This window comes from Rhizobium sp. CFBP 8752, from assembly GCF_014842035.1.
Classification (GTDB): Bacteria; Pseudomonadota; Alphaproteobacteria; order Rhizobiales; family Rhizobiaceae; genus Neorhizobium; species Neorhizobium soli.
Genome location: NZ_JACYUZ010000003.1, coordinates 484,023 through 509,818, shown reverse-complemented (window position 1 = coordinate 509,818; position 25,796 = coordinate 484,023). Strand labels below are relative to the sequence as shown.

The 25,796-nt window shown below is 59.9% G+C and carries 24 protein-coding genes; 7 read left to right on the top strand and 17 right to left on the bottom strand.

Translation table 11 applies throughout. From position 1 onward, the window contains the following. Window positions 1-433 precede the first annotated feature (433 nt). The 5 genes from IFT59_RS18500 to IFT59_RS18480 all read right to left on the bottom strand — a co-directional run bounded on the left by IFT59_RS18500 (window position 434) and on the right by IFT59_RS18480 (window position 3,030). On the bottom strand, window positions 434-781 hold the full coding sequence (locus tag IFT59_RS18500) for a sigma 54-interacting transcriptional regulator (RefSeq protein WP_192087752.1): 348 nt from the start codon (window positions 779-781) through the stop codon (window positions 434-436). Window positions 782-960: 179 nt separating this feature from the next. Then, window positions 961-1,272, bottom strand: a complete 312-nt coding sequence (locus tag IFT59_RS18495; protein ID WP_192087751.1) for a hypothetical protein — start codon at window positions 1,270-1,272, stop codon at window positions 961-963. A 77-nt stretch (window positions 1,273-1,349) separates the two neighbouring features. Beyond that, window positions 1,350-1,556: a hypothetical protein gene (locus tag IFT59_RS18490; RefSeq protein WP_192087750.1), complete on the bottom strand. Its 207-nt coding sequence runs from the start codon at window positions 1,554-1,556 to the stop codon at window positions 1,350-1,352. 58 nt (window positions 1,557-1,614) lie between these two features. Then, on the bottom strand, window positions 1,615-1,851 hold the full coding sequence (locus IFT59_RS18485; protein ID WP_139283871.1) for a hypothetical protein: 237 nt from the start codon (window positions 1,849-1,851) through the stop codon (window positions 1,615-1,617). 282 nt (window positions 1,852-2,133) lie between these two features. Next, complete coding sequence (locus IFT59_RS18480; protein ID WP_192087749.1) at window positions 2,134-3,030, bottom strand: LysR family transcriptional regulator; 897 nt, start codon at window positions 3,028-3,030, stop codon at window positions 2,134-2,136. Window positions 3,031-3,178: 148 nt separating this feature from the next. Here IFT59_RS18480 and IFT59_RS18475 point away from each other — a divergent pair, with 148 nt between their 5' ends. Continuing rightward, the gene (locus IFT59_RS18475) at window positions 3,179-4,189 is read left to right on the top strand and encodes a zinc-dependent alcohol dehydrogenase family protein (protein WP_192087748.1); all 1,011 of its coding nucleotides are present in this window, start codon (window positions 3,179-3,181) and stop codon (window positions 4,187-4,189) included. Between the two features lie 267 nt (window positions 4,190-4,456). On the opposite strand, the gene IFT59_RS18470 is transcribed toward IFT59_RS18475, so the two are convergent. Continuing rightward, on the bottom strand, window positions 4,457-4,618 hold the full coding sequence (locus tag IFT59_RS18470) for a hypothetical protein (RefSeq protein WP_192087747.1): 162 nt from the start codon (window positions 4,616-4,618) through the stop codon (window positions 4,457-4,459). Window positions 4,619-4,747: 129 nt separating this feature from the next. Here IFT59_RS18470 and IFT59_RS18465 point away from each other — a divergent pair, with 129 nt between their 5' ends. After that, window positions 4,748-6,385 (top strand): alpha/beta hydrolase, encoded by a 1,638-nt coding sequence (locus IFT59_RS18465; RefSeq protein ID WP_192087746.1) that lies wholly within the window; start codon window positions 4,748-4,750, stop codon window positions 6,383-6,385. Between the two features lie 59 nt (window positions 6,386-6,444). Here the strand turns inward: IFT59_RS18465 and IFT59_RS18460 are convergent, their stop codons facing one another. Continuing rightward, window positions 6,445-7,914 (bottom strand): metal-dependent hydrolase family protein, encoded by a 1,470-nt coding sequence (locus IFT59_RS18460; protein WP_192087745.1) that lies wholly within the window; start codon window positions 7,912-7,914, stop codon window positions 6,445-6,447. A gap of 155 nt (window positions 7,915-8,069) precedes the next feature. Between IFT59_RS18460 and IFT59_RS18455 the strand changes: the two genes are divergently transcribed. Together IFT59_RS18455 and IFT59_RS18450 are read left to right on the top strand one after the other, a co-directional pair. Continuing rightward, window positions 8,070-8,867, top strand: coding sequence for a hypothetical protein (locus tag IFT59_RS18455; RefSeq protein WP_192087744.1), 798 nt, complete (start codon window positions 8,070-8,072; stop codon window positions 8,865-8,867). An 844-nt stretch (window positions 8,868-9,711) separates the two neighbouring features. Continuing rightward, entirely contained in the window at window positions 9,712-11,298 is a 1,587-nt protein-coding gene (locus IFT59_RS18450; RefSeq protein ID WP_249407642.1) for a gamma-glutamyltransferase family protein, read from the top strand. Between the two features lie 91 nt (window positions 11,299-11,389). On the opposite strand, the gene IFT59_RS18445 is transcribed toward IFT59_RS18450, so the two are convergent. The 8 genes from IFT59_RS18445 to IFT59_RS18410 all read right to left on the bottom strand — a co-directional run bounded on the left by IFT59_RS18445 (window position 11,390) and on the right by IFT59_RS18410 (window position 20,104). Then, on the bottom strand, window positions 11,390-12,799 hold the full coding sequence (locus IFT59_RS18445; RefSeq protein ID WP_192087743.1) for a mannitol dehydrogenase family protein: 1,410 nt from the start codon (window positions 12,797-12,799) through the stop codon (window positions 11,390-11,392). Then, complete coding sequence (uxuA, locus tag IFT59_RS18440) at window positions 12,796-13,995, bottom strand: mannonate dehydratase (protein ID WP_192087742.1); 1,200 nt, start codon at window positions 13,993-13,995, stop codon at window positions 12,796-12,798. Before uxuA ends, IFT59_RS18445 begins: the two co-directional genes overlap by 4 nt. Beyond that, window positions 13,992-15,056, bottom strand: coding sequence for an L-idonate 5-dehydrogenase (locus IFT59_RS18435; RefSeq protein WP_192087741.1), 1,065 nt, complete (start codon window positions 15,054-15,056; stop codon window positions 13,992-13,994). Before IFT59_RS18435 ends, uxuA begins: the two co-directional genes overlap by 4 nt. Window positions 15,057-15,129: 73 nt before the next feature. Then, window positions 15,130-16,536: a TRAP transporter large permease gene (locus IFT59_RS18430; RefSeq protein ID WP_113109244.1), complete on the bottom strand. Its 1,407-nt coding sequence runs from the start codon at window positions 16,534-16,536 to the stop codon at window positions 15,130-15,132. Window positions 16,537-16,540: 4 nt separating this feature from the next. Continuing rightward, complete coding sequence (locus IFT59_RS18425) at window positions 16,541-17,119, bottom strand: TRAP transporter small permease (protein WP_062454265.1); 579 nt, start codon at window positions 17,117-17,119, stop codon at window positions 16,541-16,543. A gap of 70 nt (window positions 17,120-17,189) precedes the next feature. After that, complete coding sequence (locus IFT59_RS18420) at window positions 17,190-18,161, bottom strand: sialic acid TRAP transporter substrate-binding protein SiaP (protein ID WP_062454264.1); 972 nt, start codon at window positions 18,159-18,161, stop codon at window positions 17,190-17,192. A gap of 65 nt (window positions 18,162-18,226) precedes the next feature. Next, a complete protein-coding gene (locus IFT59_RS18415; protein WP_192087740.1) occupies window positions 18,227-18,940 on the bottom strand; it encodes a FadR/GntR family transcriptional regulator in 714 nt (237 codons plus the stop codon). A gap of 63 nt (window positions 18,941-19,003) precedes the next feature. Continuing rightward, window positions 19,004-20,104, bottom strand: coding sequence for an Ldh family oxidoreductase (locus IFT59_RS18410; RefSeq protein WP_192087739.1), 1,101 nt, complete (start codon window positions 20,102-20,104; stop codon window positions 19,004-19,006). Window positions 20,105-20,214: 110 nt separating this feature from the next. Here IFT59_RS18410 and IFT59_RS18405 point away from each other — a divergent pair, with 110 nt between their 5' ends. Then, window positions 20,215-21,207: a GntR family transcriptional regulator gene (locus tag IFT59_RS18405; RefSeq protein ID WP_192087738.1), complete on the top strand. Its 993-nt coding sequence runs from the start codon at window positions 20,215-20,217 to the stop codon at window positions 21,205-21,207. Between the two features lie 29 nt (window positions 21,208-21,236). Next, a complete protein-coding gene (locus tag IFT59_RS18400) occupies window positions 21,237-22,355 on the top strand; it encodes a mandelate racemase/muconate lactonizing enzyme family protein (RefSeq protein ID WP_192087737.1) in 1,119 nt (372 codons plus the stop codon). A gap of 76 nt (window positions 22,356-22,431) precedes the next feature. Here the strand turns inward: IFT59_RS18400 and IFT59_RS18395 are convergent, their stop codons facing one another. Next, window positions 22,432-22,809 carry a hypothetical protein gene (locus IFT59_RS18395; RefSeq protein WP_062454259.1) on the bottom strand — a complete coding sequence of 126 codons (378 nt, stop codon included), beginning with the start codon at window positions 22,807-22,809 and terminating at the stop codon, window positions 22,432-22,434. 36 nt (window positions 22,810-22,845) lie between these two features. Further along, complete coding sequence (gene yghU, locus IFT59_RS18390) at window positions 22,846-23,745, bottom strand: glutathione-dependent disulfide-bond oxidoreductase (protein WP_192087736.1); 900 nt, start codon at window positions 23,743-23,745, stop codon at window positions 22,846-22,848. A 349-nt stretch (window positions 23,746-24,094) separates the two neighbouring features. On the opposite strand from yghU, the gene IFT59_RS18385 reads away from it, so the two are divergent. Beyond that, a complete protein-coding gene (locus IFT59_RS18385; RefSeq protein ID WP_192087735.1) occupies window positions 24,095-25,783 on the top strand; it encodes a chemotaxis protein in 1,689 nt (562 codons plus the stop codon). Window positions 25,784-25,796: the final 13 nt, after the last annotated feature.

Here is a 25,796-nt window from a genome sequence, read left to right as displayed (position 1 = left end):
CTGAAGGCCGCAGGTTCAAATCCTGCCCCCGCAACCAAATCATCATTATCGAAAAACACCCGTAGCGACAAGCTGCGGGTGTTTTGCGTGGGGGTTACCTTACTGCGAGGCTGGAGCGAAGTTTCCACCCGCAACGCGCACTTTTGATCCTATGCGCCGAGCCGTCAGACAATGCTGAGCGCCCTTCATCTTCGAGGCGAGCGTTGTCGGCTCCATGTCCAGGAGTTCGGGGGCCCCTCCTTTCCCGGAGACTTTGCCGCTGCAACGCTGCAGGGCATTGCTGCTATTGTCCAAGTCTTGCCGGCGCATCTGGCTTCCGTGAGGACCGCTCCAGCCGCATCGGATGGTCAAGGGCTGCGCCCTGCTGAGTGCAGGAGCGTCCGGGAGGTTTAAATCCATGCGGCACTGTCGCGCCAAAATGGCGGCCGTTCGTTCACGTTCTGCAGATCGCGGACATTGCCCGGCCAGGCATATCGCTGCAGGTCTGGAGGTTGGCGTTCGACAGCGTCACCTCGCGCCGGTGGGCGACGCTCTGCCGTCCCATAGAACGCTGGGCGATGAGGGGAATGTCTTCCCTCCGGTCCCGCAGAGGCACCGACTCGATTGGGAAGGCCGCCAGAAGGAAATAGAGATCCTCCCGAAACTCACGGTTCTGCAAGGTCCGTTTGAGATCGAGATTGGTGGCTAGGCGAATCCGGAGAATGCGAGATCGGCCTAAAGGCTTATGTTCGCAATGATGCCCCGGCATCAGATGGTCGGCCAGTTCCGCGAGGGCGGCCACGACTTCTTCGTGCTGCCATAATGCGTCGACTGTAGAGGAAGCGACGCAAGATGACAGTTCTGTCATGCCTTGCTAGCAACAGAGAACACGGTCTGGATAAATCCATTTGGGCGTGACGTCGTTGATATAATTGAACGAAATTGTTGCTGCGACGAAAGCTGTTAGGTGCCGCTAATACATTATCTGGGAGATATACACTTCGACTGGACGCCGCCTTCGCCGATGTGGACGTCATTGACTGCATCGTAGCTCAGCCGATACCGGGCGGCGCACCATGTAATATGTCGGACTTCGCTCGGCGACAGCTTGGAGGAATTCGCGGTCGCCGAACCTTGTCCATTCTCGGCATATGCCGAGGCCGAGTTCCCACCGAAAGCTTCTGCGTTCGCCTGGGGCTCGGGGAACTGAAACGCATTGGCAGGGGCCACGAAAGCGGCAAACATGAGACCGCTGAAGGAGACGATGGAGGCGAGCTTGGCGACGTTGCGCATCTGAGAACCGATCTTCTATTCACTTGAAGAACGGATGTTGCGCGATTTTAGTTCCTTTCGTCGGTGCTGCGGGCTTCTCAAGAGAATTTCGGGAACCAGAAAGCGGGATCAGACGGTGGAAATTGAGAAAACAAGTCTCGCTCAGGAAGAACATCCACGAGGTCCTTGGGGCGGTCGAGCCACACTGCCGCGCCCTCGACGACCTTCGATCGTGGTTGCGCCTGCTTGAAGTCGATCACCCGCTTACTGCCCGACGGCGTGATCATCGCGAAATGGTCGTTCACATCCGACTTCCAGCAAACGGGTATTCATCAGACCACTCCCTCCTATCCCAAGACAGGATTAGCGCGCAGGCAGCATGGCTCGGCCGGCATTTCTAATTGTAAGCGCTGAGTCCGCCATGGGTGCGATAAGGCCGCTTGCGATCGCTGAAGCGAGGGCCTCTGTGAATTCGGCACCTTCGAGGCCGTGCTTCTTCGAAAAGTTTTGCACAGCACCGCGTGTCGAAGTCGGTGATACGCCAAACTTGTTATTCTTAAAAGCGTTGACGATTATTTGGTTTGTTTCGTCCAGGGTCATGATCATTCCTATGTGATGCAACGTGCTACCAGCAACCGGATCACCTTCATAGCGCCTAAACCGTCGAGCGTGTCCTTTCGTGCTCAGAGCGAGAGATTGATCGCAGAAGGCGTGTGTATGACATTGGTCTATCGCAAACTCATTTTCCGCCATCCTGCCTTTCCCTCCGTCGGTCAACACCATCTTCCTCAATGTCGCGCGATACGGTCGGGTCAAAACGGCGAATTACCGGTTGCCTCCGTCTGATAGGCTGGGAAGCAATCTCTCGCATCGGCCGATCGTCTAAGAGCTCCTGGCTTTCATGAAATCGATGAATGCCCGAACAGATGCGGCCATGTGAGAGCGTTCGGAGTAGTAGAGATAGAAGCCGGGGAAAAGCTTGCAAGCCGGTTCGAGCACTCGCTTGAGTTCGTTGGTTTTCAAATAGGGTTCCACCAGGTCCTCGATGAGGTAAGCCAGTCCAAGTCCCTCGCGAGCTGCTGAAAGGAGTAGCTCCGTATCGTTGACGGTAACGACGTTCTCGACATCAACATCGAGGACGCCATCTGCACCTTCGAACCGCCATGGGTACAGGGCTCCCGTGCTTTTCCACTTGTAAGTGAGGCAGAGGTGGTCCTTGAGGTCGGCTGGCGCCTGAGGCGGCGGCCGATTAGCAAAATAAGAGGGTGCGCCCACAACCGCCATACGCAGATCGGGCGTGATCCGGACAGCGATCATATCCCGGCTGATTTGCCCTCCAATCCGAACGCCCGCGTCAAAACCTTCCGCAACGACATCCGTGATATCGTTGTCTATCACCAGATCAAGGCGGACCTCAGGATAGGCAAGACGGAACTGGCGCAGTCTTGGCAGAACCGCAATCTGCGCGGCAATGCTCGGCAGATTGACACGAACCACGCCCTTCGGCTCACTCTGGTAGGCTCCGACGGCCGAGACGGCGTCATCCATCCCCATAATCATCGGCTTGATGCGATCGTAGAGCATGCTTCCCGCTTCCGTCAGCCCGACACTGCGGGTGGTTCGATTAAGGAGGCGTATCCCGAGACGGCTCTCTAACGCGCGGACGATGCGGCTCAAAGCAGAAGGCGATATCGCCAGCCGTTTTGCAGCACGGCCGAACGCCCGCTCATCGCAGACTGCGACAAAGGCCTTGAGTTGGGAAAATTCCGCACCGTCCATTATGATCCTCAAAGGCAATACGTCATGCCGAATTGATACCATATTCAACCACAATCGCCATGCTGCATAACTGTGACAGAAGACAGGGTGAACGGACCGATGAACTATCGGGTCGCAGTCGTCTTCCGAAACGAGCGGAGATGCGACGATGAAGCGCTGGGAAATTGACGCGGTTGGCAGGCAGCACCTGAAACTGAACGATGTCGAAGTGCCAAAACCTGGTCCGAAAGAGGTCTTGATAAAAGTGAACGCGGTCGCACTGAATTACCGCGACAAGATGGTTGTCGAGACAGGACGAGGACTTCCTCTCACCTTCCCTTTCACGCCGGGCTCGGACCTCGCCGGAGAAGTCGTCGGTCTCGGACAGGGCGCTTCCCGATTGAGGTTGGGCTCGAACGTCATCTCGACGGCAACGCCGGACTGGATCGACGGTCTGCGCGACGGCACTGCCCGAACGCCCGCCTATCAAACATTAGGTGGCTTTTATCCGGGTGTGCTGGCTGAATACGTCGCGATGCCGGAAGACTGGTTTGTCGTGGCACCTGAGACACTCACCGCCCGGCAGGCTTGCACACTCCCAGTCGCTGGTCTTACGGCCTGGTTTGCGCTCGTCGAGCGGGCGGGCGTTCGAGCTGGCGATACGGTGCTCATCCCGAGCACCGGCGGCGTTGCTCTGTTCGGACTGCAGATCGCAAAAGCTCACGGTGCAAGGGTGATCGTTTGTGGTCGACCTGAAAACGAAGACTACGCGAAGGCCCAGGGCGCGGACCATTTCATCGACGCAAGCACCGACTGGATGGAAACGGTTTACCAGTTGACGTCGGACCGAGGCGTGAACGTCGCCCTGGAGGTTATTGGCGGCAAGCATTTCGGCAAATCCATCCAGGTCACGACGGTGGGTGGTCAAGTCTGTCAGATCGGCGTGCTCGACGGTTGGGACATCAGTTCCGCAGCTATGCCGCTGATGCTCAAGGACATAACAGTTCATGGTATTGGAACTGGGAGCAGGACGGCGCTGGAAAGGTTCGTTAGAGCGATCGATCAGACGCGTATCGTCCCTGTTGTGAACTCCTGCTATTCTCTGCCCGATCTTCCAGCGGCCTTCGACCATTTGGATCGAGGAGCATTTGGGAAAATCGTCATCGACGTAGCCGAATAGAAGATGCCGCAGTCAGCAGTCGGATTACCTGTATCAATGTCTCAAAAACCGATCGTAGCGGCACACCGCTACGATCGCCGGTAGACGCTTCGGGCCGCATGCGGGAATAATCTCCGCGCCCCGCCAATCGGTCATTCGCGACCTTGGACCTAAATCCCGTAACCAGTCGTTCGCTGCGCATTCGATGACAAGCCGCCAATAGCTTTGTGAAACACTTGTCTCAGCATCTGAAACGGGGAGACTACGCTGTCGGATCCAGTGAAGGGTTCAAATCTTGATCCCTCGAGCTGACTGGATTTGTAATGCTGTTTGATTTGCATTTGATTGCTGCTGAATTTCGATGAGTTGGCTGGCATCCCTATCGCTCATGGGCAGTCCGAACAGGTATCCCTTGATCAGACGCGGCTTGAGGGCAGCAAGAACAGCCATCTCCTATTGGGTCTCGACGCTTTCGAGCACGCACCGCAAAATCAGCTTTGAGCATAGGGCAATGATGTCGGCGACGATTTCCCGCGATGTGATGCTATGGGTAGCGAAACTCCGGTTAGGAGCGGTTTGATGTACCAAATGGTCCGACGTTTTCTTAGTTCTTTGTCCCACACAGGCACGTTCATCGCGCTTGTTTTCTTTGCTGCCTCTCTCACTCCAAGTCTCTTGCCTCGGTCTTACCTGGTGCAAGGAGCGCTTTCGGGCGTCTGCGCCGCCGTGGGCTATATGGCGGGCGTGGCAGTGGCTTGGCTTTGGCGCTACCTGGAACTTCCTCGCGCCTCGAGCAGGGAACGACCTCTGAAGGTCGCATTCCTCATCGCTGCCATTGCCATCCTGGGTGTTTTTCTCTGGCACGCGGTCGAATGGCAAAATTCCATTCGCTCACTTTGGGGCATGGATGCGCTCGATAGCGCTGAACCTTTGAAACTGGCGGCCGTTGCCATCCTCGCCTTCGCCGTGCTGCTCTTTACAGGACGTGTCTTTCAGCTTGCGGCTCGCGGTCTTTCGGGGTGGATCAACAGGTACGTTCCTCGACGGGTGGCGAACGCCCTAGGCGTAACACTGGCCGCCCTGTTGTTCTGGACTGCCGGGCAGGGGCTGCTGCTGCGATGGGCGCTGGACGCAACGGATGCCTCGTTCCAGAAAGTGGACGCGCTGATTGACGACGACACTCCTGAACCGACCGACCAGGCGAAAACCGGGAGCGCATCTTCACTGGTGTCGTGGGAGGGCCTTGGACTGCAGGGGCGCCGTTTTGTCAGCTCTGGCCCCACTGCGCCCGACGTCGGCGCGTTCTGGCAGCAGACAGCCGAGGAGCCGATCCGCGCCTATGTCGGGCTCAACAACGGCGATACGGTGGAAGCAAGAGCCGCGCTCGCCCTGAGAGAGCTTCAGCGACAGGGAGGCTTCGATCGATCAATCCTTGTCATTATCGTTCCGACAGGAACCGGTTGGGTCGACCCCGCCGCCATGGACACGCTCGAGTTTCTTCACCGCGGCGATGTGGCCAGCGTCGCGCTCCAATATTCCTATCTTGCAAGCTGGTTATCGTTGATGGTGGAGCCGGACAATGGTCAGGCTGCGGCGAGGGCATTGTTCACCGAAGTCTACAGCCACTGGAAAACGCTTCCGCGTGAACGGCGGCCGAAGCTTTATCTGTATGGCTTGAGCCTCGGTGCGCTCAATTCGCAGCTATCGACGGACATCTATGATGTTGTGGCCGATCCGTTCCAGGGAGCACTTTGGACCGGTCCCCCATTCCGCAGTCAAAGATGGCGCACAATCACAGATAAGCGGCAAGACCTTTCGCCTGCGTGGCTTCCCAGGTTTCGCGATGGTTCCTTGGTGCGCTTTGCGAACCAGGCATCCCCTCCTGTCCAGTTTGATGCGTCCTGGGGACCGATACGGTTTGTCTACTTGCAATATGCCAGTGACCCGATCGTCTTTTTTGAAACTGCTTCGTTGTTCAAGGAGCCGGATTGGATGAAGGGGGAAAGAGGCCCGGATGTCTCGCCGCGGCTCAGGTGGTTTCCCGTGGTGACCATGCTGCAACTGACATTTGACATGGCGATCGGCACAACATCGCCAATGGGGTTTGGCCACGTCTATGCACCGGAGGACTACATCGACAGTTGGATCGCGTTGACCGATCCGCCCAATATGGATCACTCGGTGGTCGAGCAACTCAAGGCGCGGTTTGCCAAGTGACCGATATCGGCGTGATGCAATGATCTCCGTGGGAGGGGACGTCCAGAGGACGAACTGATCTACGCAGCAATGTTCTTGTTCAACTGCCCATCCTTCATGATCACAAGGAAGTTTTTTGCCGGGTCCTCGACCAAGGCGATGTCCGCAATCGGGTCGCCGTCGACCAGCAGTAAGTCGGCGAGTGCGCCTTCCTGAACCACGCCCAGCTTCCCTTCGTAAGGGCTCCGAAGGCCGGAGAGCGCGAGTAGCTGGCCATTGTCCCCCGTCGCCATCTTCAGGATTTCGGCAGGCTTGTACCAGCGGGTGAGTTTTGTGAGTTGTGCACCCTGCCGCGCGGCTGCCTTATCATCGAACAGCGTGTCGGTACCCCAGGCCGTCTTGACCTTGTGCTTCTTGGCAAGCGCGTAGGCGGCGTCGGTGCCGGAAAACATCTGCAGTTGCTTGCGTCTGTTTGGCGACCCCTCGGCAAAGGGCGTTGCGTCCTGATCGTCCAGAAAGGGCTGTAGGCACCACCAGATACCTTTTTCCGCGAGCAGGGCCACCGTCTCGTCGTCGAGCAGGTTGCCATGCTCTATGCACCGAACGCCAGCGGCGACCGCCTGGGCGACTGCTTTTGGCGTATAGGCATGAACCGTCGCGTAGGTCCCCCAGTTCTCCGAAGCGCCGACGCCCGCTTCCATTTCCTCAAGCGTGAACTGCGTCACATCGAGCGGGTCGAACGCGGATGACACGCCTCCACCCGCCATGATCTTGATCTGCGACGCGCCGAGTGCCAGTTGTTCGCGGGCGCGCTTTCGGACCGTGCCGGGATCGTCGGCAATGGCCGAGCCGCCCACACGCTCACTGTAGGTGAAATCGTCCGGCCGCGCGGGGAGGTCGATCGGAAGCCTGAAGTCGCCGTGGCCACCCGTTTGCGAAATGAACGCACCCGATGGCCAGATCCTGGGCCCGGGAACGAGCCCGGCATCGATGCCGCGCTTCAACCCGAAGCAGGGGCCGCCCATATCGCGAATTGTGGTGAACCCCCTCATCAAGGTGTCGTTGGCCGCCTTCACTGCCGCGACATTGATGAAGCCGATATCAGACGTCAGGACGGCCAATTGGGGAACCGTCGCAAACATGATGTGGGTATGCGCGTCGATCATGCCCGGCATCAGCGTTCGCCCGCCGCCCGCTATTCGCGTGACGGAAAGGTCGGCTGGAATCTGGATCGGTGACGGTGAAATCGACGTTATCCGGTTTCCGATCACCAGCACATTGGATGGATTGGACAACGTTTCCGACATACCGTCGAATATGCGCACGTTTTCGAACAACACGGCTTTTGTCGGCGTTGCTTGAGCCCGCACGGCGCTCGGCAGACCCGCCATCCCGAACCCCGCCAGCATCGCAGCGGCGCCGACGAAAAATCCGCGGCGCCGGAGATCGGCATTCATTCGGTGGGTGAGCGTCTGCAATACGGGATCGCAACATTTGCACGGCAGGTCGCTGGTGAGATGATCGTACTTGGTGCCAAACCGAAATCTCATGCTTCCCCCCTCCGCGAGCATCACGACACAAGCATACGCCCGCATTCAGTTTTCCACGAAAAGTCGAAATATGTTACGCGTGAATAACCACTGCTTGCAAGCAAAAACTATAGTGATATCGTGGAAGTACGCACAGGTTCCGATGGGAGAAACCTATGTTTTACAACATCATTCTCGCGGCTGGACTTACGCTCGCATCGTCGCTTCCCGCATCCGCCGAAGATCAGGCGACTGATCTACTTGCTGACCGTGAATGGAGCATCATCGTCAGTCCCTATGTCTGGGCTGCGTCCCTGGATGGCGATGCGTCGCTGGCAGGTTTGGACAGCAATGTCGATATTCCGTTTTCGGATATTTTCAAACACCTCGATCTTGCGGCCATGGGCAATGTCGAAGTGACGAACGGACTTTTCGGCTTCTACTTTGATGGACAGTACGTTCAGACCAGCCAGGACGAGGATCTCGCCGACTTCGAGGTCGGCTTGAAGATCAAGACGACTATTCTGGCAGCCGGCGCTTACTACCGCGTCTACGACCTCGCACTTGGGGGCGACACGGTGTTTGGTGAACCGCGGCATTTCACCGTCGAGCCTACGGTCGGCATCCGTTGGACAAAACTCGAAGCGCATGCTGATGCAGGCTTCACCTCGGCAAACAAGTCTGCGGACTGGCTTGACCCGTTCGTGGGCATGCGTCTGAGCACAGACCTTTCCGACCGGTGGAACCTAGCCGGCGAAGCCGACATTGGCGGGTTCGATATTGGTTCGAAGCTCGCAATAAATGCCCAGGCCTATCTCGGATACCGGACCTACATGTTCAATCATCCAACGATTTTGCGCGTTGGGTATCGTGTGCTTTCGCAAGACTACGAAACGGACGATTTCACCGGAAACAAATTTCGCTGGGACGTTACCCAGCATGGCCCGGTATTGGGCTTTTCCATGCGTTTCTGACGGTGTCTCGATCCCAGTGATCTGCGTCTGAGATCAAGTCAGCGAGGACGTCTGGATGTCCAACAGACAGCGTGCGATCCCGAAATGGACGTGGATAGCGCCAGCGCGGGCATCCGCTTCTGGCGCTGACGGTCCAGCGATGTTCTCGTGGAGCGCTGTTCCGACTTCAACCTCGGCCGTGGTCCTCGGGAGTTAGGCTTCGCTGGTGGCTGCTTTCTGCGAGAGAAGTCCCTATAGCTGATAGTCTTCTCACGGCCCATTCCGTCCGTTCCGGAGCTCAGTCGTTGCCCAACTAAAGAACAACAATGCCTCAAAGTTAGTGAACTCCGGGGTAGCCGGTCCGATTCCGTTCAAGGTGGTCGATTTTACAAGTCACGGTGCACTCGGGCCCCTCAACCAAATCGTCTCAAAACACCCGTAACGATAAGCTGCGGGTGTTTTGAGTTGCAGGACATTCGAACCGCATGAACGACCCTACGCCGTGTCTGCCAAAGACGGGTGGCGGCAGATGGGATCGGTTTTGCTGGGCTTCCCTCAGACAATCCCAAACAACTCTTTCAACGGTGCTTGTGTCGACAGCCTTACGACACGGCCGCAAACGTAGGGGTGCGCCCGCAGGTTTCAGTGCTCAAACGAAGTTGCGAGACCGCCTTTCCTTCCTTGCGGTTGCAGGTTTGCCGTTCGCTGCACTATCGTGAAAGCCGATTGCCTGATGGAGGTTACCATCCAAGGGCGGCGGGCTGCCGAAAGGTTTGCCGCTGACCGACATCCCTCCGAATATGATGACGTTTGGACCCGTAGGCGCTGAGGCCATGACAGGCTGTCAGTGAAACAAAGGAATGACATGTCTGATTTCGATTTCTTTTCCGCGAAGCGCCCGTCGACCCTTTCGACCGGCGCGATGATTGCCACGTCGCATCCGCTCGCCACCGCAGCCGGTCTGGAAGTCCTGCAGGATGGCGGCAATGCTGTCGACGCAGCGATTGCGGCTGTCTCCGTCCAATGCGTCGTCGATCCCCTGATGACCGGTATCGGTGGCGATTGCTTTGCGCTCTACGCACCTGCGGGCGGTGCGGTCAAGGCGCTCAACGGTTCGGGCCGCGCGCCTGCCGCCGCCTCCGTTGCAGCCCTTACAGAGCTCGGCATAAACGGCGAGATTCCCCAGACAAGCCCGCATTCGGTCACCGTCCCGGGTGCCATTTCCGCCTGGTGCCGTCTCCACACCGACCATGGAACTCTACCGCTCGAGCAATTGTTCATGCGCGCGATCGGCTATGCGCGTTCCGGCTTTCCCGTCACGCCTCGTGTCGCGATGGACTGGAAGGGCAATGAAAAAGTCATCGCCGGCGACAGCCACGCCGCTGCGGTGTTTCTGCCTGAAGGCAAGGCGCCCGTTGCAGGCGATGTCATCCGTCAGCCGCTTTTGGCAGACCGCCTCGAGGAGATTGCTGCAGGCGGGGCTGCCGCCTTCTACGAAGGGGAAACGGCGGAAAAGATGGTTGCCCATCTGCGCTCGCTCGGTGGTCTGCACACGCTCGAGGATTTCGAGGCCGGCACGGATGGCGCGAACTGGGTGGATCCGGTCAGCGCCAGCTACAAGGGTTTCGACGTCCACGAGTGCCCGCCGAATGGACAGGGGCTGGCGGCGCTGCTGATCCTGAAGATCGTCGAAGGCTTCGATCTCGCCGCCATGGACGAGGCGGATCGGATCCATGTCCACGCGGAGGCGACCAAGATCGCCTATCATCACCGCGACGCCCTGATCGCAGACCCCGACCATTGCGCGGGCGTTGCCGAACAGCTGTTGTCCGACGAAGTCGTTGCGACGCTCCGCAGCCGTATCGACATGAAGAAGGCACTGCCGCCGGTTCTGTGGGACGAGCCAGAACACAAGGACACGATCTATCTCTGCGTCGTCGATACGCAGGGCAACGCGATTTCCTTTATCAATTCGATCTTCCATCCCTTCGGCTCGACGCGTCTCGACCCGAAGACCGGCGTGCTGTTCCACAGCCGTGGCGCGTCTTTCCGGCTGATCGAGGGGCATCCGAATGCGATCGGCCCGTCGAAGCGCCCGATGCACACGATCATTCCCGGCATGGTGACGCAGGCTGGCAAAACGGTGATGCCGTTTGGCGTGATGGGCGGCCATTACCAGGCAGCGGGTCATGCGGCCTTCCTGTCGGGCGTGATCGACAGAGGTCTCGATTTGCAGGCGGCCATGGACGTGCCGCGCAGTTTCGGCTTCGGCGGCGTGCTGGAACTCGAGCCCACCGTCAGCCCGGCGGTGCGGGCAGATCTTGAAGCGAGGGGCCATGTGCTGAAGATCGTCACCAGCCCGATCGGAGGCAGTCAGGCCATTCGCATCCGCGACGGCCTGCTCGAGGGCGGGTCGGACAGCCGCAAGGACGGCATGGCGCTCGGCTTCTAGCCATGGCGGCGTATTCCGTTACCGTCGTTCAGAAGTGCAAAAAGCCCGCCGAGTGCGGGCTTTTTGTCGTTCTAGCAGACAGAGGAACGCCCTAGCGCCACTGTTTCATTTCCGCGTCCACCAGCGCGCGCCATGCCTGGGAATCGATCAGAACCTGCGGAAACAGGCCCGGGATCTCGAAAAACAGGGCCGAGGGGTGCTCGTCCGAACTCCGTGCAGCGGCGGAGAGAAGCTCGTCGCGGCGCGGATCGTTGCAGTCCTGTAGCCGGCAAACGGCCGCCAGCCACACGCCGACGACATGCGCATAGGCCGCCCCATCCTCGCCCTCGGCGAGAACCTCCGCTGCGGGACCAAAAATCCGCTGCGGGATCTTCTGGCTCGTATCCATCGCGATCTGTGCGCAACGATGCGCGATCGTCGGGTTGGCAAAGCGTTGCAGAAGCTGCTGGATATAGGCCGACAGGTCGATTCCCGGGACCGGGTCAAGCGTCTTGACCACGGTTTTGAGATGTCGCTCGACATCGTCAACATGCCGTTCGACCGTCATCACGTCGCGTGTGCATTCCAGCCCGTCCAGCAGGCCCAGATGCGCAAGCAGCGTATGCGAACCGTTGAGAAGCCGCAGCTTCATTTTTTCATAGGGCTCGACATCGACGGCAAAGAGGGCGCCGGCGGCTTCCCATTGCGGTCGGCCGGAGACGAACTCGTCTTCGATCACCCATTGCAGAAACGGCTCCGTATCGAGCGCCAGTGCGTCTTCGACGCCGAGCAGTCGGGATGCGCGCTGCCGGGTTTCTTCCGTGGCGGCAGGCACGATCCTGTCCACCATGCTCGAGGGAAATGCACCGTTCTCGGCAATCCATTCGGCAAGAGCGGGGTCGCGCCGGTTTGCCATGTCGAGCACCAGCCGCCGCAGGATCTTGCCATTGGACGGAAGATTGTCGCAGCAGAGCACGGTGAAAGGCGCGACATCCAGGTTGCGTCGAAGCGCCAGCCCTTCGACGATGAAACCGATCGGGCCGACCGGCGCCTGCGGGTTTTGAAGATCCGCGGCAACGGAGGGGTGATCGGGATCGAGGCCGCCTGTCGTCGGATGCAGCCCGTAGGCCTTTTCGGAGACGGTGAGTGTGACGATCCGGATGTCGGGGCTGGCGAGATAGGCCAGAACCTGGTCGCGCTGGTCCGCAGCGCAGATCCAGTCGACGGTCGAACCGATCACCTGGGAACGATCGCCCTCGGTGTCGCGCACGGTGATCGAGTAGAGCCCGTCCTGTTCGGCAATCGCTTTGACCGGCTCCGGCGAGCGCAGGTTGACGGCAACGATGCCCCAGGGACCGAACTCCGCCTCGAGCGCCTTTTGGGTGTAGACCGCCTGATGCGCCCGGTGAAAGGCACCGAGCCCGAAATGCACGATCCCGGGGCGAAGTTTCGTGCGGTCGAATGTCGGACCGGTTACGGTTTCAGGCAACACCGTCGCGGATGAAAGTCTCTGCAGGGTCATTCCTTTGCTCCAAATTGCGGATGGCTGAGCGCGCGCTCGATGCCGCGCAGTTCCGCCAGTCCCTTCAGCCGGCCGATGGCCGGATAGCCCGGCTGAGCGCCACGGGTGAGATCGTCTAGGATCTCCTGACCATGGTCCGGCCGCATGGCAATCCTGTGGTCTTCACGTCCTTCGCGATGGCGCCGCTTTTCTTCCTTCAACAGGGCGGCGATGACCGCCACCATGTCGGTACCGCCTTCGAGATGCTCGTCTTCGAAGAAGGAGCAGGGCAACGAGTCCTCATCGCGCGTCACATTGCGCAGATGGACGAAATGGATGCGGTCGGCAAAACGCTCGGCAATCCGGGGGAGATCGTTATCCGCACGTGCGCCGAGCGAGCCGGAGCAGAGCGTCACGCCATTGGCGCGGCTGTCGACTGCTTTGAGCATATGGGCGTAATCGTCTTCGGTCGAAAGAATCCGCGGCAGGCCAAGCAGCGGCCATGGCGGATCGTCCGGATGAGCGCAGATGTTGATCCCCACCTGTTCGGCCACCGGGACGACTTGCGAAAGGAAATCGACGAGGTTCGACTGCAGCTTTTCGCGGTTGATGCCGTGGTAAGTCCTCAGCTTTTCCAGAAGCTGGTCGAGCGAGTAGCCGTCCGCCGAGCCCGGCAGCCCGGCACCGATGTTGCGGCCGAGTGCTGCGATCCTGTCGTCCGCGAGCTCGGAGAAGCGCCTCGCCGCTTTGTCCTGCAGGGCTTCCGGATAATCGGCGGCCGCATCCGGTCGCTTCAGAATATGGATGTCGAAGGCGACGAAATTGGTAAGGTCGAAGCGCATTGCCTTTGCGCCGTGCCGCGTTTCCCAGCGCAGGTCGGTGCGGGTCCAGTCGAGGACCGGCATGAAATTATAGCAGACTGTGCGAATGCCGCTTTGCGAAAGGCGGCGCAGGCTTTCCTGCCAGTTGGCGACATGGGTGCGCCAGTCGCCGGTCTGGGTCTTTATCTCTTCCGAGACAGGCACGCTTTCGACCACATCCCAGTAAAGGCCGCCGGCCTTGATCTCCGCGTGTCGCTTCTCGATCTCGTCGGCCGGCCATACGGCCCCTGTCGGGATGTGATGCAGGGCGCTGACAATGCCCTCCGCGCCGGCCTGCGCCGCATCCCTTACCGAAACCTTGTCGATCGGTCCGAACCACCGCCAGGTATGCTTCATTCTGTTCTTCCCGTTTCATGGTCGAAAAGTGCGATCTGCACCTTACAGGCGACGGAACGGTCCGAAGCCTGTTCAAAGGCGCTCACCGCGTCCTCGAGTGGATAGGTATGCGAAAGGATTGGCCGCACATCGATGGCGCGCCGAGAAATCAGATCCACCGCTTCTGCAAACTCGCGATCGAAGCGCTGCGAACCGCGCCAGTTGATTTCCTTGCCGACCAACATGTTGAGCGGGATCGTGACGTCTCCCGTCACGCCCACCTGAACAAGAGTTCCTCTCGGCTTCAAGGCTGCAAGAGCGGTGCGAAGCGCTGGGCCGGCGGCAGAGCAGTCGAAGGCCACATCGATCGTGCCTTTGCCTTCGAGATAGGGCGAAAGCGCTTCCGCGTTTTCGGCCACGTTGACCGTATCGGTCGCGCCCATGGTGGGAGCCCGGGCAAGCGCTGCATCGGCGAGATCCGTCACGATGATCTCGGCAGCGCCTGCATACCGGGCGGCTGCAACGGTCAGAAGGCCGATCGGTCCAGCGCCGGTCACCAGCACGCGCTTGTTTTTGAGATCGCCGGCCTGGGAGACTGCATGAAGGCAGACTGCGAGCGGTTCCGCGCAGGCGGCTTCCTCAGGCGAAACATCGGCCGACACGGGATGGCACTGGATTGCCGGCACCACGAGATGATCGCGGAACATGCCCTGTTCGTGCGGCAGGCGCATGGCGCTGCCCATGAACCGCATTTCGAGGCAGTGGATCGGCTGCCCAATGCCGCAATAATGGCAATGGCCGCAGGGTTGGGACGGATTGATGGCGACCAGGGTGCCGACGCTGAGACCGGAAACGCCGTCTCCGATCGCTTCGACGAAGCCGGATGCTTCGTGTCCGGAAATGATCGGTTCGCGCACGCGGATCGGGCCGAAGCCGCCGTCCTGGTAATAATGCAGGTCAGAGCCGCAGATGCCGCCCATCGCCATGCGCAGGAGCACTTCACCGGGGCGAGGAGCTTTATAACCCTCGCTCTCGACCTTGAGATCGCGTTTGCCATGCAGGCGGACGACGCGGGTAAGCATGGGGATAGCCTCGTTTCATGCGTTTCGATCGGTCATTCCGCGCCGGTTGCCCGACGCGGAATGTTTGTCGGTATCAGCGGATCAGGCCCATTTCAGTCGGCAGCCACAGCGTGATTGCCGGCACGAATGTGATCAGCACCAGTGCGAGCAGCAGCGGCACCAGCCAGGGCAGGATGGCCATCGTAGTGCGCTCGACGGATAGTTTCGCGACGCGGGACAGGACGAACAGCACCATGCCGAGCGGCGGATGCAAGAGGCCGATCATCAGGTTCAGCGTCATGATCAGACCGAAATGCACCGGATCGATGTCGAACTGAAGCACGATCGGCAGCAGGATCGGCACCAGGATGGTGATCGCGGCGATCGTATCGAGGAAGCAGCCGACGAACAGCATCAACAGGTTGACGAGGATCAGGAACACCCACTTGCTGTCGGTCAGGCTGGTGATCGCCGTCGACAGAAGCTGCGCCGTCTGGCTGACCGTCAAAAGCCATGCAAAGACGGAGGCCGCGGCCACGATGAACAGCACGGAGGCCGTCGTTTCGATCGTGTCGAAGGTTGCCTTGGCAAGCGATTTGAAGGTCATGGTGCGATAGCGCACGAGGCCGAGGAACAGCGACCACAGCACGGCGGCAACGGCTGCCTCCGTCGGCGTGAACCAACCCATCGTCATGCCGCCGATCAGGATGACCGGGGTCATCAGCGCCATGACGGCGGAGAAGTCGAAATACCAGTCGCAGGCGAGAAGCACGACGAGCGCGATCAGGATCGACAGGTTGAGCGACAGTCCCATCAGCGTCAGCAGATAGATACCAAGCGGCACCATCGCCACAACAAGGACTTCCGTCGATGCGCTGAGGATATTCCTCCAGCTGAACGGCGTATCGGAACCCCAGCGTTTCACATAGGCGAAGATGGCAACGGTCAGCATCATCAGCACCGTCATGACGACGCCCGGCACGATGCCGGCCATGAACAGCGCGCCGATCGAAACGTTGGCCATCATCCCGTAGATGACGAAGGGCAGCGATGGCGGAAAGATAGGACCAAGCGTTGCCGATGCCGCGGTGACGCCGACGGCGGCCTCGATCGGATAGCCGTGGTCCTTCATCGCCTTGATCTCGATCGTGCCGATGCCGGCAGCGTCGGCAAGCGCTGTTCCGGACATGCCGGAAAAGATGACCGAACCGATGATGTTGACCTGCGCCAAACCACCTTTCATCCAGCCGACCAGCGCGACTGCGAAAGAGTAGATGCGGCCGGTCACGCCGGCGCTGTTCATCAGGTTGCCGGCCAGAATGAAGAAGGGAACAGCCAGAAGCGGGAAGCTCTCGACACCGGCAATCAGCCGCTGCGCGACGATGATGTCAGGCGCAACATTGTAAAAGACGATGTAGAGGACCGACGAGGTTGCCATGGAGATGGCGACCGGAAGACCCAGCACCATCAGGAGAAGAAACGAACCGATAAGCAGCAGCATGAAATCAATCCTCGGCGTTCTGGAATTCTTCGGGGCGCTCGAGCACCGAATAACCGCGGCGCATGTTGGCGACGAAAACCTGGATGGAGCGCAGCAGCATCAGCACGAAGGCAACCAGCACGCTGTAGAAGACGATGTTGCGGGGCAGGTTTACGGTGACCATCTCCTCGCCCTCGACGATTTCCATGTACCGCCACATCAGCCATGATCCGTAGGCAAAGAAACCGACCCGGATAATGTCGACCAACGTCGCCATGATGCGCGTCACATGCGGCGGAAGGTAGTGATAGAGAACGTCCACCTGAATGTGGCGCGACATGCGCACGCACATGACGGCACCGAGGAAAACCACGCCGATCAGGCAATTGACGGCGATTTCCTCTGTCCAGGCATAGCTGTCGTTGAGGACGTAACGGGTAAAGAACTGCAGGAAGACGCAGCCCGTCATCACCCAGAACAGGGCAAGCGTGACCCAGTCCTCGAAGGCATAGATTTTAAGGTCCACATCGACGGGCGCTTCGTCGAATGTATGGGCAAGCTCCTCAGGGGTCACCTGAGTGTGGATTTCCGGGGATGTCGACATGGATCCGATCCAGTTTCACGAAGGGAAGGCGCGGCTCTTGCGAGCCGCGCGAACGTTGGCGTGATCCGCGTTACTTGATGGCGCGGATGGCTTCCCAATCGGATTTCGCGTAGCCGAACTCTTCGAAGGTCACCTTCTCGAGCACCGTCTTTTCGAAGTCGGCCTTGTCGACTTCAACAACGTTGAGGCCGCGCTTCTTGAAGTCCTCGACGAGCGCCTTTTCGCGTTCCTCAATGATCTTGGTGGTGCGGGTGGCGGCTTCCTGCGTCACTTCCGTGAAGATTTTCTTGTCTTCGTCCGACAGGCTTGCCCAGCGGCTCTTGGAAATGACCGTGTTGAGATGGTCGACGATGTGACCGGACAGAACGATGTTCTTCTGGACTTCAAAGAACTTCTTCGCCTCGATCGTGGTCAGCGGATTTTCCTGGGCGTCGACCGTGCCGTTCTGCAGGGCGAGATAGACTTCCGCAAAGGCGATCGGCGTGGTGTTGGCGCCGCAGGCCCGTGGCATGGCAAGGTAGGCCGGAACGTCCGGAACGCGCATCTTGACGCCCTTCAGGTCGGCGCATTTTTCGATCGGCTTGTTGGATGTCGTATGGCGCGTGCCGTAGTAGCTGACGGCGGTGATCACGTTGCCGGTCTTGTCTTCATACCCCTTGGAGAGACGCTTGAAGACGTCGCTCTTCACATAGGCGATTAGGTGCGCCGGATCGCGAAAGATGTACGGGAAGTAGGTCACGCCGATCGGCTTGTAATCGCGGGCCGCGAAGCTGGAGCCGGAAATGATCATGTCGACCGTTCCGAGCTTCAGACCCTGGTTGATGTCGGCTTCCTTGCCCAGCTGCGAAGCGGGAAACACATCGATCTTGTAGCGACCTTCGGTGCGCTTGGCGATTTCGCCCGCAGCCCATACGGATTCCGTATGGAACGGCTCCGAGGTCTCATAGACATGCGCCCACTTGAGCGCTGTCTGCGCCTGTGCGCCGATTGCCGACGCCATGACGACGGCGGCGGCACCTAAAATAGTGGTAAACTTCAACATAACTTTCTCCTCCCGAATTGAAATCTCAAACTATCGTCTCGATCCGCCGCCTCCTCGCGGTCGGATCAGTCGTTCCTCGTCGGCTCCTCTCCGAAGCTTTCCGAGAATCTCTTCTGCGACAGCGTCAAATGCTGCCGCATGGCCTCGCGCGCATCGGCGGGGTTGCCCGCAGCAAGCGCGTCGCGAATGATCTTGTGTTCTTCGAGTGCTGCCTTCCAGGTGTGCGGGCCTTCGAAATAGCTGGCCAGCTTGGTGAAATACGGCGACAGCCGCTTGTCGTAGATCAGGCCGGTAAAGCGGTTGAGCGCCGAATTGCCGATCATGTCCGCAATCGCCGTATGAAACGCCCGGTCCAGCGCCAGCGCCTGGTGCGAATCGTCGAGCGAACCCTCCATCTCCGCAAGGATCGAATTGAGCTTGGCGATGCTCTCGCTGTCGACCTTGCGGGCTGCCTCTTCGGCAATAGCGCTCTCGATCAGGCAGCGCGCCTGCAGGATTTCAAAAGGACCATCGCTGTCATCGGCGGCAAGGATTTCCGGCTGCCGGTTTGATCTGGCGCTCACATAGACGCCGGATCCCATGCGGATCTGGATCAGACCCTCGACTTCGAGCACGATCAGGGCTTCGCGAATGGTGGGGCGGGACACGCCAAGGCGCTCGGCAAGCTCACGCTCGGCCGGCAGCCGCTCACCTGGCCGGACTTCTCCGGCTTCGATCAGCGTACGAAGCTGTTCCGCGGCCTGCCTGTAAAGGCGGCGCGGCTCAAGGGCGACGAACATGGTGTCCTCCACGCATCCTCCCGACGCGCAATGCGGTCAGATTGTCTTACCAATTTTGGGAAGTCAAGTGCCATCAACCTGTGACTGTGCCGGCATCTCCAAAACCGGCAGTTGCGCCCCGTAGCGACCCGCAAGAACTCCGAAAGCGGCGTGTGTCGCCGGATCGAGCGTGACGCCGGATGCTTGTCGATCCGCCGCAACCACCCATTCCCGGTCGCCCGGCGCCATGACTCGGCAGTCGGCGCGGGCCGGCGAACTGCGCAGCACATCCAGATAGCGTGTCATGCCCGCATCGAACGTCTCCCGATCGCCGAACGCCTCCGGCAGGATCGCAAAGACAAAGGCTCCGAGACCACGAGGCGTCGAAAAATCGGGACCGCCCATCGGGGCGAGGTCGAAACTCAGGCTCATGCCGGTCACGACAGCGCTGAGGATTTCCGCAAGCCCGGCAAGACCCGCGCCCTTGAAGCCGAATTCGCCGCCGAGCGGCGCCAGCATGTCGGCCTTGTCCGCATCGAGCGTGTCGATGCCCGAAACATCTGACGCGACCGACTGCGGCAGGGTCGTGCCCATGCTGCGGTAGAGCAGAACGCGGTTATAGGGAATGGCGCTGGTTGCCATGTCCAGCAACCACGGATCCTGCCCTTCCACCGGCACGCCGACGGCAATCGGGTTGGTGCCGTGGAAGCGCGATGCGCCCTCATGCAGGCGCACGAAACTGTCGGAATTGCAAAAGGTGAAGCCGATCACGCCCTGGCGGGCCGCCTCCAGCGCATAGGCGCCGGCCGGGCCGAAATGCGAACTGTTGCGGATCGCCACAGCGCCGATGCCGAACTGACGGGCGAGCGCGATCGCTCGGTCCATCGCCGTATAGGTCGCGAGTGCGCCATGCGCGTGATCCGCGTCAAGCGTTTCCACCGCCCCGAAACCGCCAGCGGGCTTTAGCTTCGGCACCTTGTTGAGGCGCCCGCCTTCAAGCGCAGTCACGTAATGGTCGAGAAGACGCACCCCGTGGCTATCCACGCCATGGCGGGTTCCGTGCATCATCGCCCGCGTTGCAGCGTCTGCCGTCGCAGCGTCGGCGCCGCATCCCAGAAGAACCTCGCGGCAGAAGCGATCGAGCTCCACAAGCGAAACGCACGCTCTGTCATTCCCAGTCGGCATGTCAGGACATCCTCCACAATGTCTTTTGTCTACACTAGACATCCGATTTGGAAGATGCAATCCATGCACGGCGATTTCGATCGATTGCGTTTCATGTCCTGGAGACCCGAATGGCTGGCCCGTCCCCGAGGCTTCATCAACGTGTGTGCGAGATACTGGCATCCGAGATCGCCTCCGGTGCGCTGTCTGCCGGCACGTATCTGACCGAAACCAGCCTTGCCGACCGCTTCGGCATCAGCCGGGCGCCAGCGCGCCATGCCTTGGGCGAGCTTGAACTGCGAGGCCTGATGCAGCGCGTCCCGGGCAGGGGATACCAGATCCTGTCCTCGGAAAGCGGCGCCGCGCCCGTCGCGCCCTCGGACCATCCTGCCGGCTCCGACGAGAAGATCCATTTCCTGTCGAGCTGGGAACTGATCTACCGCCAGATCGAGATCGAGATCGTTTCCCGCACCTCGCTTGCCAGCTGGCGTATCAACGAAGCAGCGCTTGCCGCAGCCCACGGTGTCAGCCGAACCGTAGCACGGGACGTGATGGCAAGGCTGCAGCAACGCGGCGTGGTGCTGAAGGACGATGCCGGCCGCTGGCTGGCGCCGGGCCTGACGCCTGTCCATATCGGCCAGCTCTACGAGCTGCGCTGGGTGCTGGAACCGCTGGCACTCGCGCAGGCATTTCCGCATTTGCCCGATGGCTACGTGACCGGATGCATCGAGTTCGTCGAGCAGGCGATCGCCGCCGCCGAGACGGTCACCGGCGACATGCTCGACCGCGTCGAACATCAGCTGCATTCGGAGCTTCTCGGATATTGCGACAACCGCGCGCTGATGCAGGCAATCAGCCTGCCGCAGGCGATCCTCGTCGCCCACCATTTTCTCTATCAGCCGAAGGCCACCGGCTATGACGGCGAGCCATTCCTGCTGGAGCATCTCGACGTGCTTTCGCCGCTCGCTTCCGGCGATATCGGCGCCGCATGCGATGCGCTGGAGAGGCATTTGCGGATCTCACGCGACCGCGCAATCGCCCGCATTGGGGCTGCCGCATCGCGAAACATCGCCTTGCCTGACCTGCCTTATCTGGAGCGGCAGGGGCACGTCAAAACAGACTGATGTCTACCACCGGGAGGAGGAGCCCAAGAATGAAGATCAAATCCGTACAGCCATTCATCCTGCATCTGCCGCTGACCTCGGACTCGATTTCCGACAGCACCCACAGCATCACCCATTGGGGTGTCGTCGGCACCGTGATCGAAACCACCGACGGGCTGAAGGGCTACGGCTTTACCGGCACCCATGCCCATCTGGCCTCCGACCGGCTTATCACGTCCTGTATAAGGGATTGCTACGCGCCGCTGCTGATCGGCGAGGATGCCAACGAACATCAGCGTCTTTGGACCAAACTCGCACGCTATCCGTCCCTGCAATGGGTCGGCCGTGCGGGGATCACCCATCTGGCGCTGGCCGCCGTCGACGTCGCGCTCTGGGATCTCAAGGCGAAGAAGGCAGGCGTGCCGCTCTGGAGCCTGCTCGGTGGCGCAAGAACCGATCGTCTCGAGGCGTATAATACCGATATCGGCTGGCTGTCGTTTTCGCTGGAGGACCTGCTGGCCGGGTCGGCGCGCGCCGTGGAGGAAGAAGGCTTCACCCGGATCAAGCTCAAGGTCGGCCATGACGATCCCAATATCGATGTGCGCCGCCTGGAAGCGGTGCGCAAGCGGCTGGGCCCAGACGTGCGGATCGCCATCGATGGCAATGGCAAATGGGATCTTCCCACTTGCCAGCGGTTTTGCGAGCGGGCCCGCGATCTCGATATCTACTGGTTCGAGGAGCCGCTCTGGTACGACGATATTGCCGGACATGCGGCCCTTGCGAGAAGCAGCACGATCCCGATCGCGCTTGGCGAGCAGCTCTATACCGTTGATGCGTTCCGGGCGTTCATATCAGCCGGTGCCGTGTCCTACGTCCAGCCTGACGTCACGCGTCTCGGTGGCGTCACCGAATATATCCAGGTTGCGGATCTGGCACTGGCCCACCGGTTGCCGGTCGTACCGCATGCAGGCGAGATGAGCCAGGTTCACGTCCATCTCAGCTACTGGCATCCCGCGTCGACCATTCTCGAATACATTCCCTGGATCAAGGATCACTTCGAGGAACCGTCCAATGTCGATGCCGGCATTTACCGCCGGCCGCAGCAGCCAGGCGCCAGCACGACGGTGCTGAAGGAAAGCTTCGAGCGATACGGCAAGAGCCTCGGCTAGATGCAGAAAGGCCGCCGGCGTCAATCGCCAGCGGCCTTATCTAGTTGATCGTCGACAGCAGCGAATACGGTCGATCTCAGATCTCGAAGATATTCTCGAACGATTCCGGAAAGTTCTGCCGCGCCAGCTTTTCGTTGATGACAAGCATCGCCTCATAGGAAAGCGGATCAAACGTTTTGTCGGCCGGCAGCACTTCGCGCCCGAACAGAAGGCTCAGACGCGCGGCATCGAGATTGCCGCGCTCGAAGGGTTCGGTGCCGAAGTGATGCCATAGCGCATGCAGAAATGCCCCGTCGATCTTGTGCTCTTTCGTGCCGGGACGAGCCCTGCGCGGCAGAGCCTTGATCGGCGTCACGCCTTTCGGATTGGCCCGGCGGATGGTGAACTGCACCCCCGTGCTTGGCATCCCGCCCGGAAAGCCTCGGTGTTTTGTCATTTCAGGCAGGTTTGCCATGTTCGTATCCTCAAGTCCTATGCGGCTGATCGGCTTTTAGCCGATCTTGTCTTGTGTCTTCGTATCGAAATCCGAAGCGTCGTGGCGCTCATGCAGCTGCTCGGATGGCTCGCCGGATGTCCGGTTGACCATGCGGCCGCGCTTGACGCCAGGCCGTGCGAAAACCTCCGCCGTCCAGCGCTGCAGGTTCTCATAGCTCTTTACCTCAAGAAAATCACCTGCATCGCCGTAAACCTGGCCAAGCGCCAGCGTGCCGTACCAGGGGAAAATCGCCATGTCCGCAATCGTATACTCGTCGCCCGCCATATAACGGTTGTCGCCAAGATGCCGGTCAAGCACGTCAAGCTGGCGTTTCGTCTCCATCGCATAGCGGTCGATCGCGTATTTGATCTTGATCGGCGCATAGGCGTAGAAATGCCCGAAGCCGCCGCCGAGGAACGGTGCCGAACCCATCTGCCAGAACAGCCAGTTCATGGTTTCCGTGCGGGTGCGCAAATCCGTCGGCAGGAAGGCGCCGAACTTCTCCGCCAGATAGACGAGGATCGAGGCCGATTCGAACACGCGCAGCGGCTTGCCGCCGTCCTTTGGCGCATGGTCGCAAAGCGCGGGGATTTTCGAGTTCGGATTGATGTCGACAAAGCCGGATCCGAACTGATCGCCCTTGCCGATATTGATCATCCAGGCGTCATACTCGGCCTGTGTGTGACCGGCTGCCAGAAGCTCTTCCAGCATGATCGTCACCTTGACGCCGTTTGGCGTGCCCAGCGAATAGAGCTGCAGCGGATGCCTTCCGACCGGCAGTTCCTTGTCCTGCGTCGGGCCGGCGATCGGGCGGTTGATACTGGCGAACTGGCCGCCATTGCCCTTTTCCCAGGTCCAGATCTTCGGCGGCTCGTAGCCGGCAGGAAAATTGTCGGCAGGAGTTTTCTCGGTCATCAGGGCGGTCCTTCCTGAAAAATTGCTCTTAAAATACGAACGATGCCTGCGATATAGGAAAAACGAGAAGAGATTTCCCGTTTTATAGCGCCATCGTATCGCGTTTCTTGGTGCTGGTCAGGATCTCTCTATGCTGCACCATCGTGTTCCGAACGAGCGGCAATGGTTAACCACGTACACGCAACTCCGCGATCGGTTCTTGTTCAGTTAACCGTTGCACCGGCACTGTCCAGCTATTCGAGGACACCCGTGCCTGCTTCAGGCGGAGACGTGTCCCACAACAAACAGGGCGAACGGTTTTTCCAGCGACGAACTCAACGTTGCGGCGAAGCTGGAAAAGGTGGTGGACATGGCAGTCAGAGCGGTCGTATCGATAGAAGAGGGTGTTTCCGCAGACGCCTCGGCGTTTGCCGCGCGGCTGGACGCTGCCCGTTCGCGCCTTGAGGAACGCTTCACCGAAGGCGGACGAGCGCTTCTCTCTATTCTCGACGTTCTCAACCGCTTGGTCGCCTCGCTCGATCAGGCCGAGAGCTCGCTCGACGAAGAAACGGCGAACGCATCCCTGTCCGAGCTCACCCAGACGGTCGCGCGGCTTTCGCAGCTGAGCGAAAACGAGAAAGGCCGACAGGTCCAGTTCGTCCTCATTTCCGACGCCCAGGGGCACCTGAAGGGCCATGCCGAGGACATGCAGGAAACCCTCCGCTATCTGCGCACCTTTGCAGTTACTGCAAAGATCACCGGCGCCGGAATTGCCGACTTTGCAGGATTTGCCGAGGAAATCCTGCAAAGGATTCAGGACGGCACCCGTCAGGTCAATGATTTCTCGGACAAGGTCCAGTATCTCGGCCAGGGACTGGGTTCCCTGATCACAAGAGGGAAGAGGATTGTGAGCTCCTACGAGGATGCCATCCCGCAAGTCGCAGCGGGACTGTCGAACGGTGGCGAGGCGATCGCTCTCAATCGCAGATCGATGATCGAACAGGCTGCAAGCGTCCGGGCAATCGCGCGCGGCATCCAGACCAAGCTCGCCTCGACGCTGTCTGCCATGCAGATCGGCGACACAACCCGCCAGAGGATCGAGCATTGTCAGTCAACGCTCACGCTCCTCGACGATTTTCTGGCCTCACCGGACGCTACGCCGCTGACCGGTCCTCAGCGCGACAACCTGTCCGCTGTCATCCGGAGGCTTGTCTCCCATCAGCTCAGGCAGTCCATCGATCATTTCGAGCGTGACACGGCAAAGATCGTCGCAAGCGTGGCGAGTTTCCGTTCAGATCTCCAGAAGATCGATGTAATCCGGGAAACGATGGCAGAAGGCCAGGGCGGCGACACCGCCATGCGCCAGCTTGAAACCGGCGTTGAAGTTGCGCGCGAGGCGGTTCGCCAGATCGAAGCCGTTGCCGGCGAGGCGTCGGAACTCAGCCGGTCGACCGGCCAGACCGTAAGCGAGCTCGTCACCAGCATCGGCGTCGTGCAACTGGTCCGCACCGATATTCACTACATGGCCCTCAATACCAATCTGCGCTGCGGCAGGATCGGAGATCAGGGCAAGGCGATCAACGTGGTTGCCGCCGAACTGCGCAATTACGCGGGCGAACTGGATGGTGCCGCCGACAAGATCCTCGTTCATCTCAGAATGCTGGAAGAATCTGCGCAAAAGCTCAGCGCCTGCGAAGATACGGGCGGCTCGCTCGATCTTCGGCTCGAACAGGCACTCGCCAATATCCGCGTTGTCGGCGATCGCAGGGAGACCGAAATGTCGCTGCTTGGCGAACACAGCCGATCCGCCGTCGGCGAAATCGATGCCTCGCTTGCTCGGCTTGATTTCAAGATTGAGCTTGGTGAGGTTTTGCGGGCCTGCGCGGAAGAGGGCGAAGCCTTCGCAAGCGCCCGGCCACTGGCCGCCATCGAGCCTGCCCTCATCGAACTCGGGGCTCGCATTTCCGCCCTTTACACAATGGGTTTGGAACGTGAACTGCACGCAAAGATCATGGGAACCGCACCCCTTGGCGAAACGTCCCTCGTCTCGGTTGCATGAGTGACGACACGCT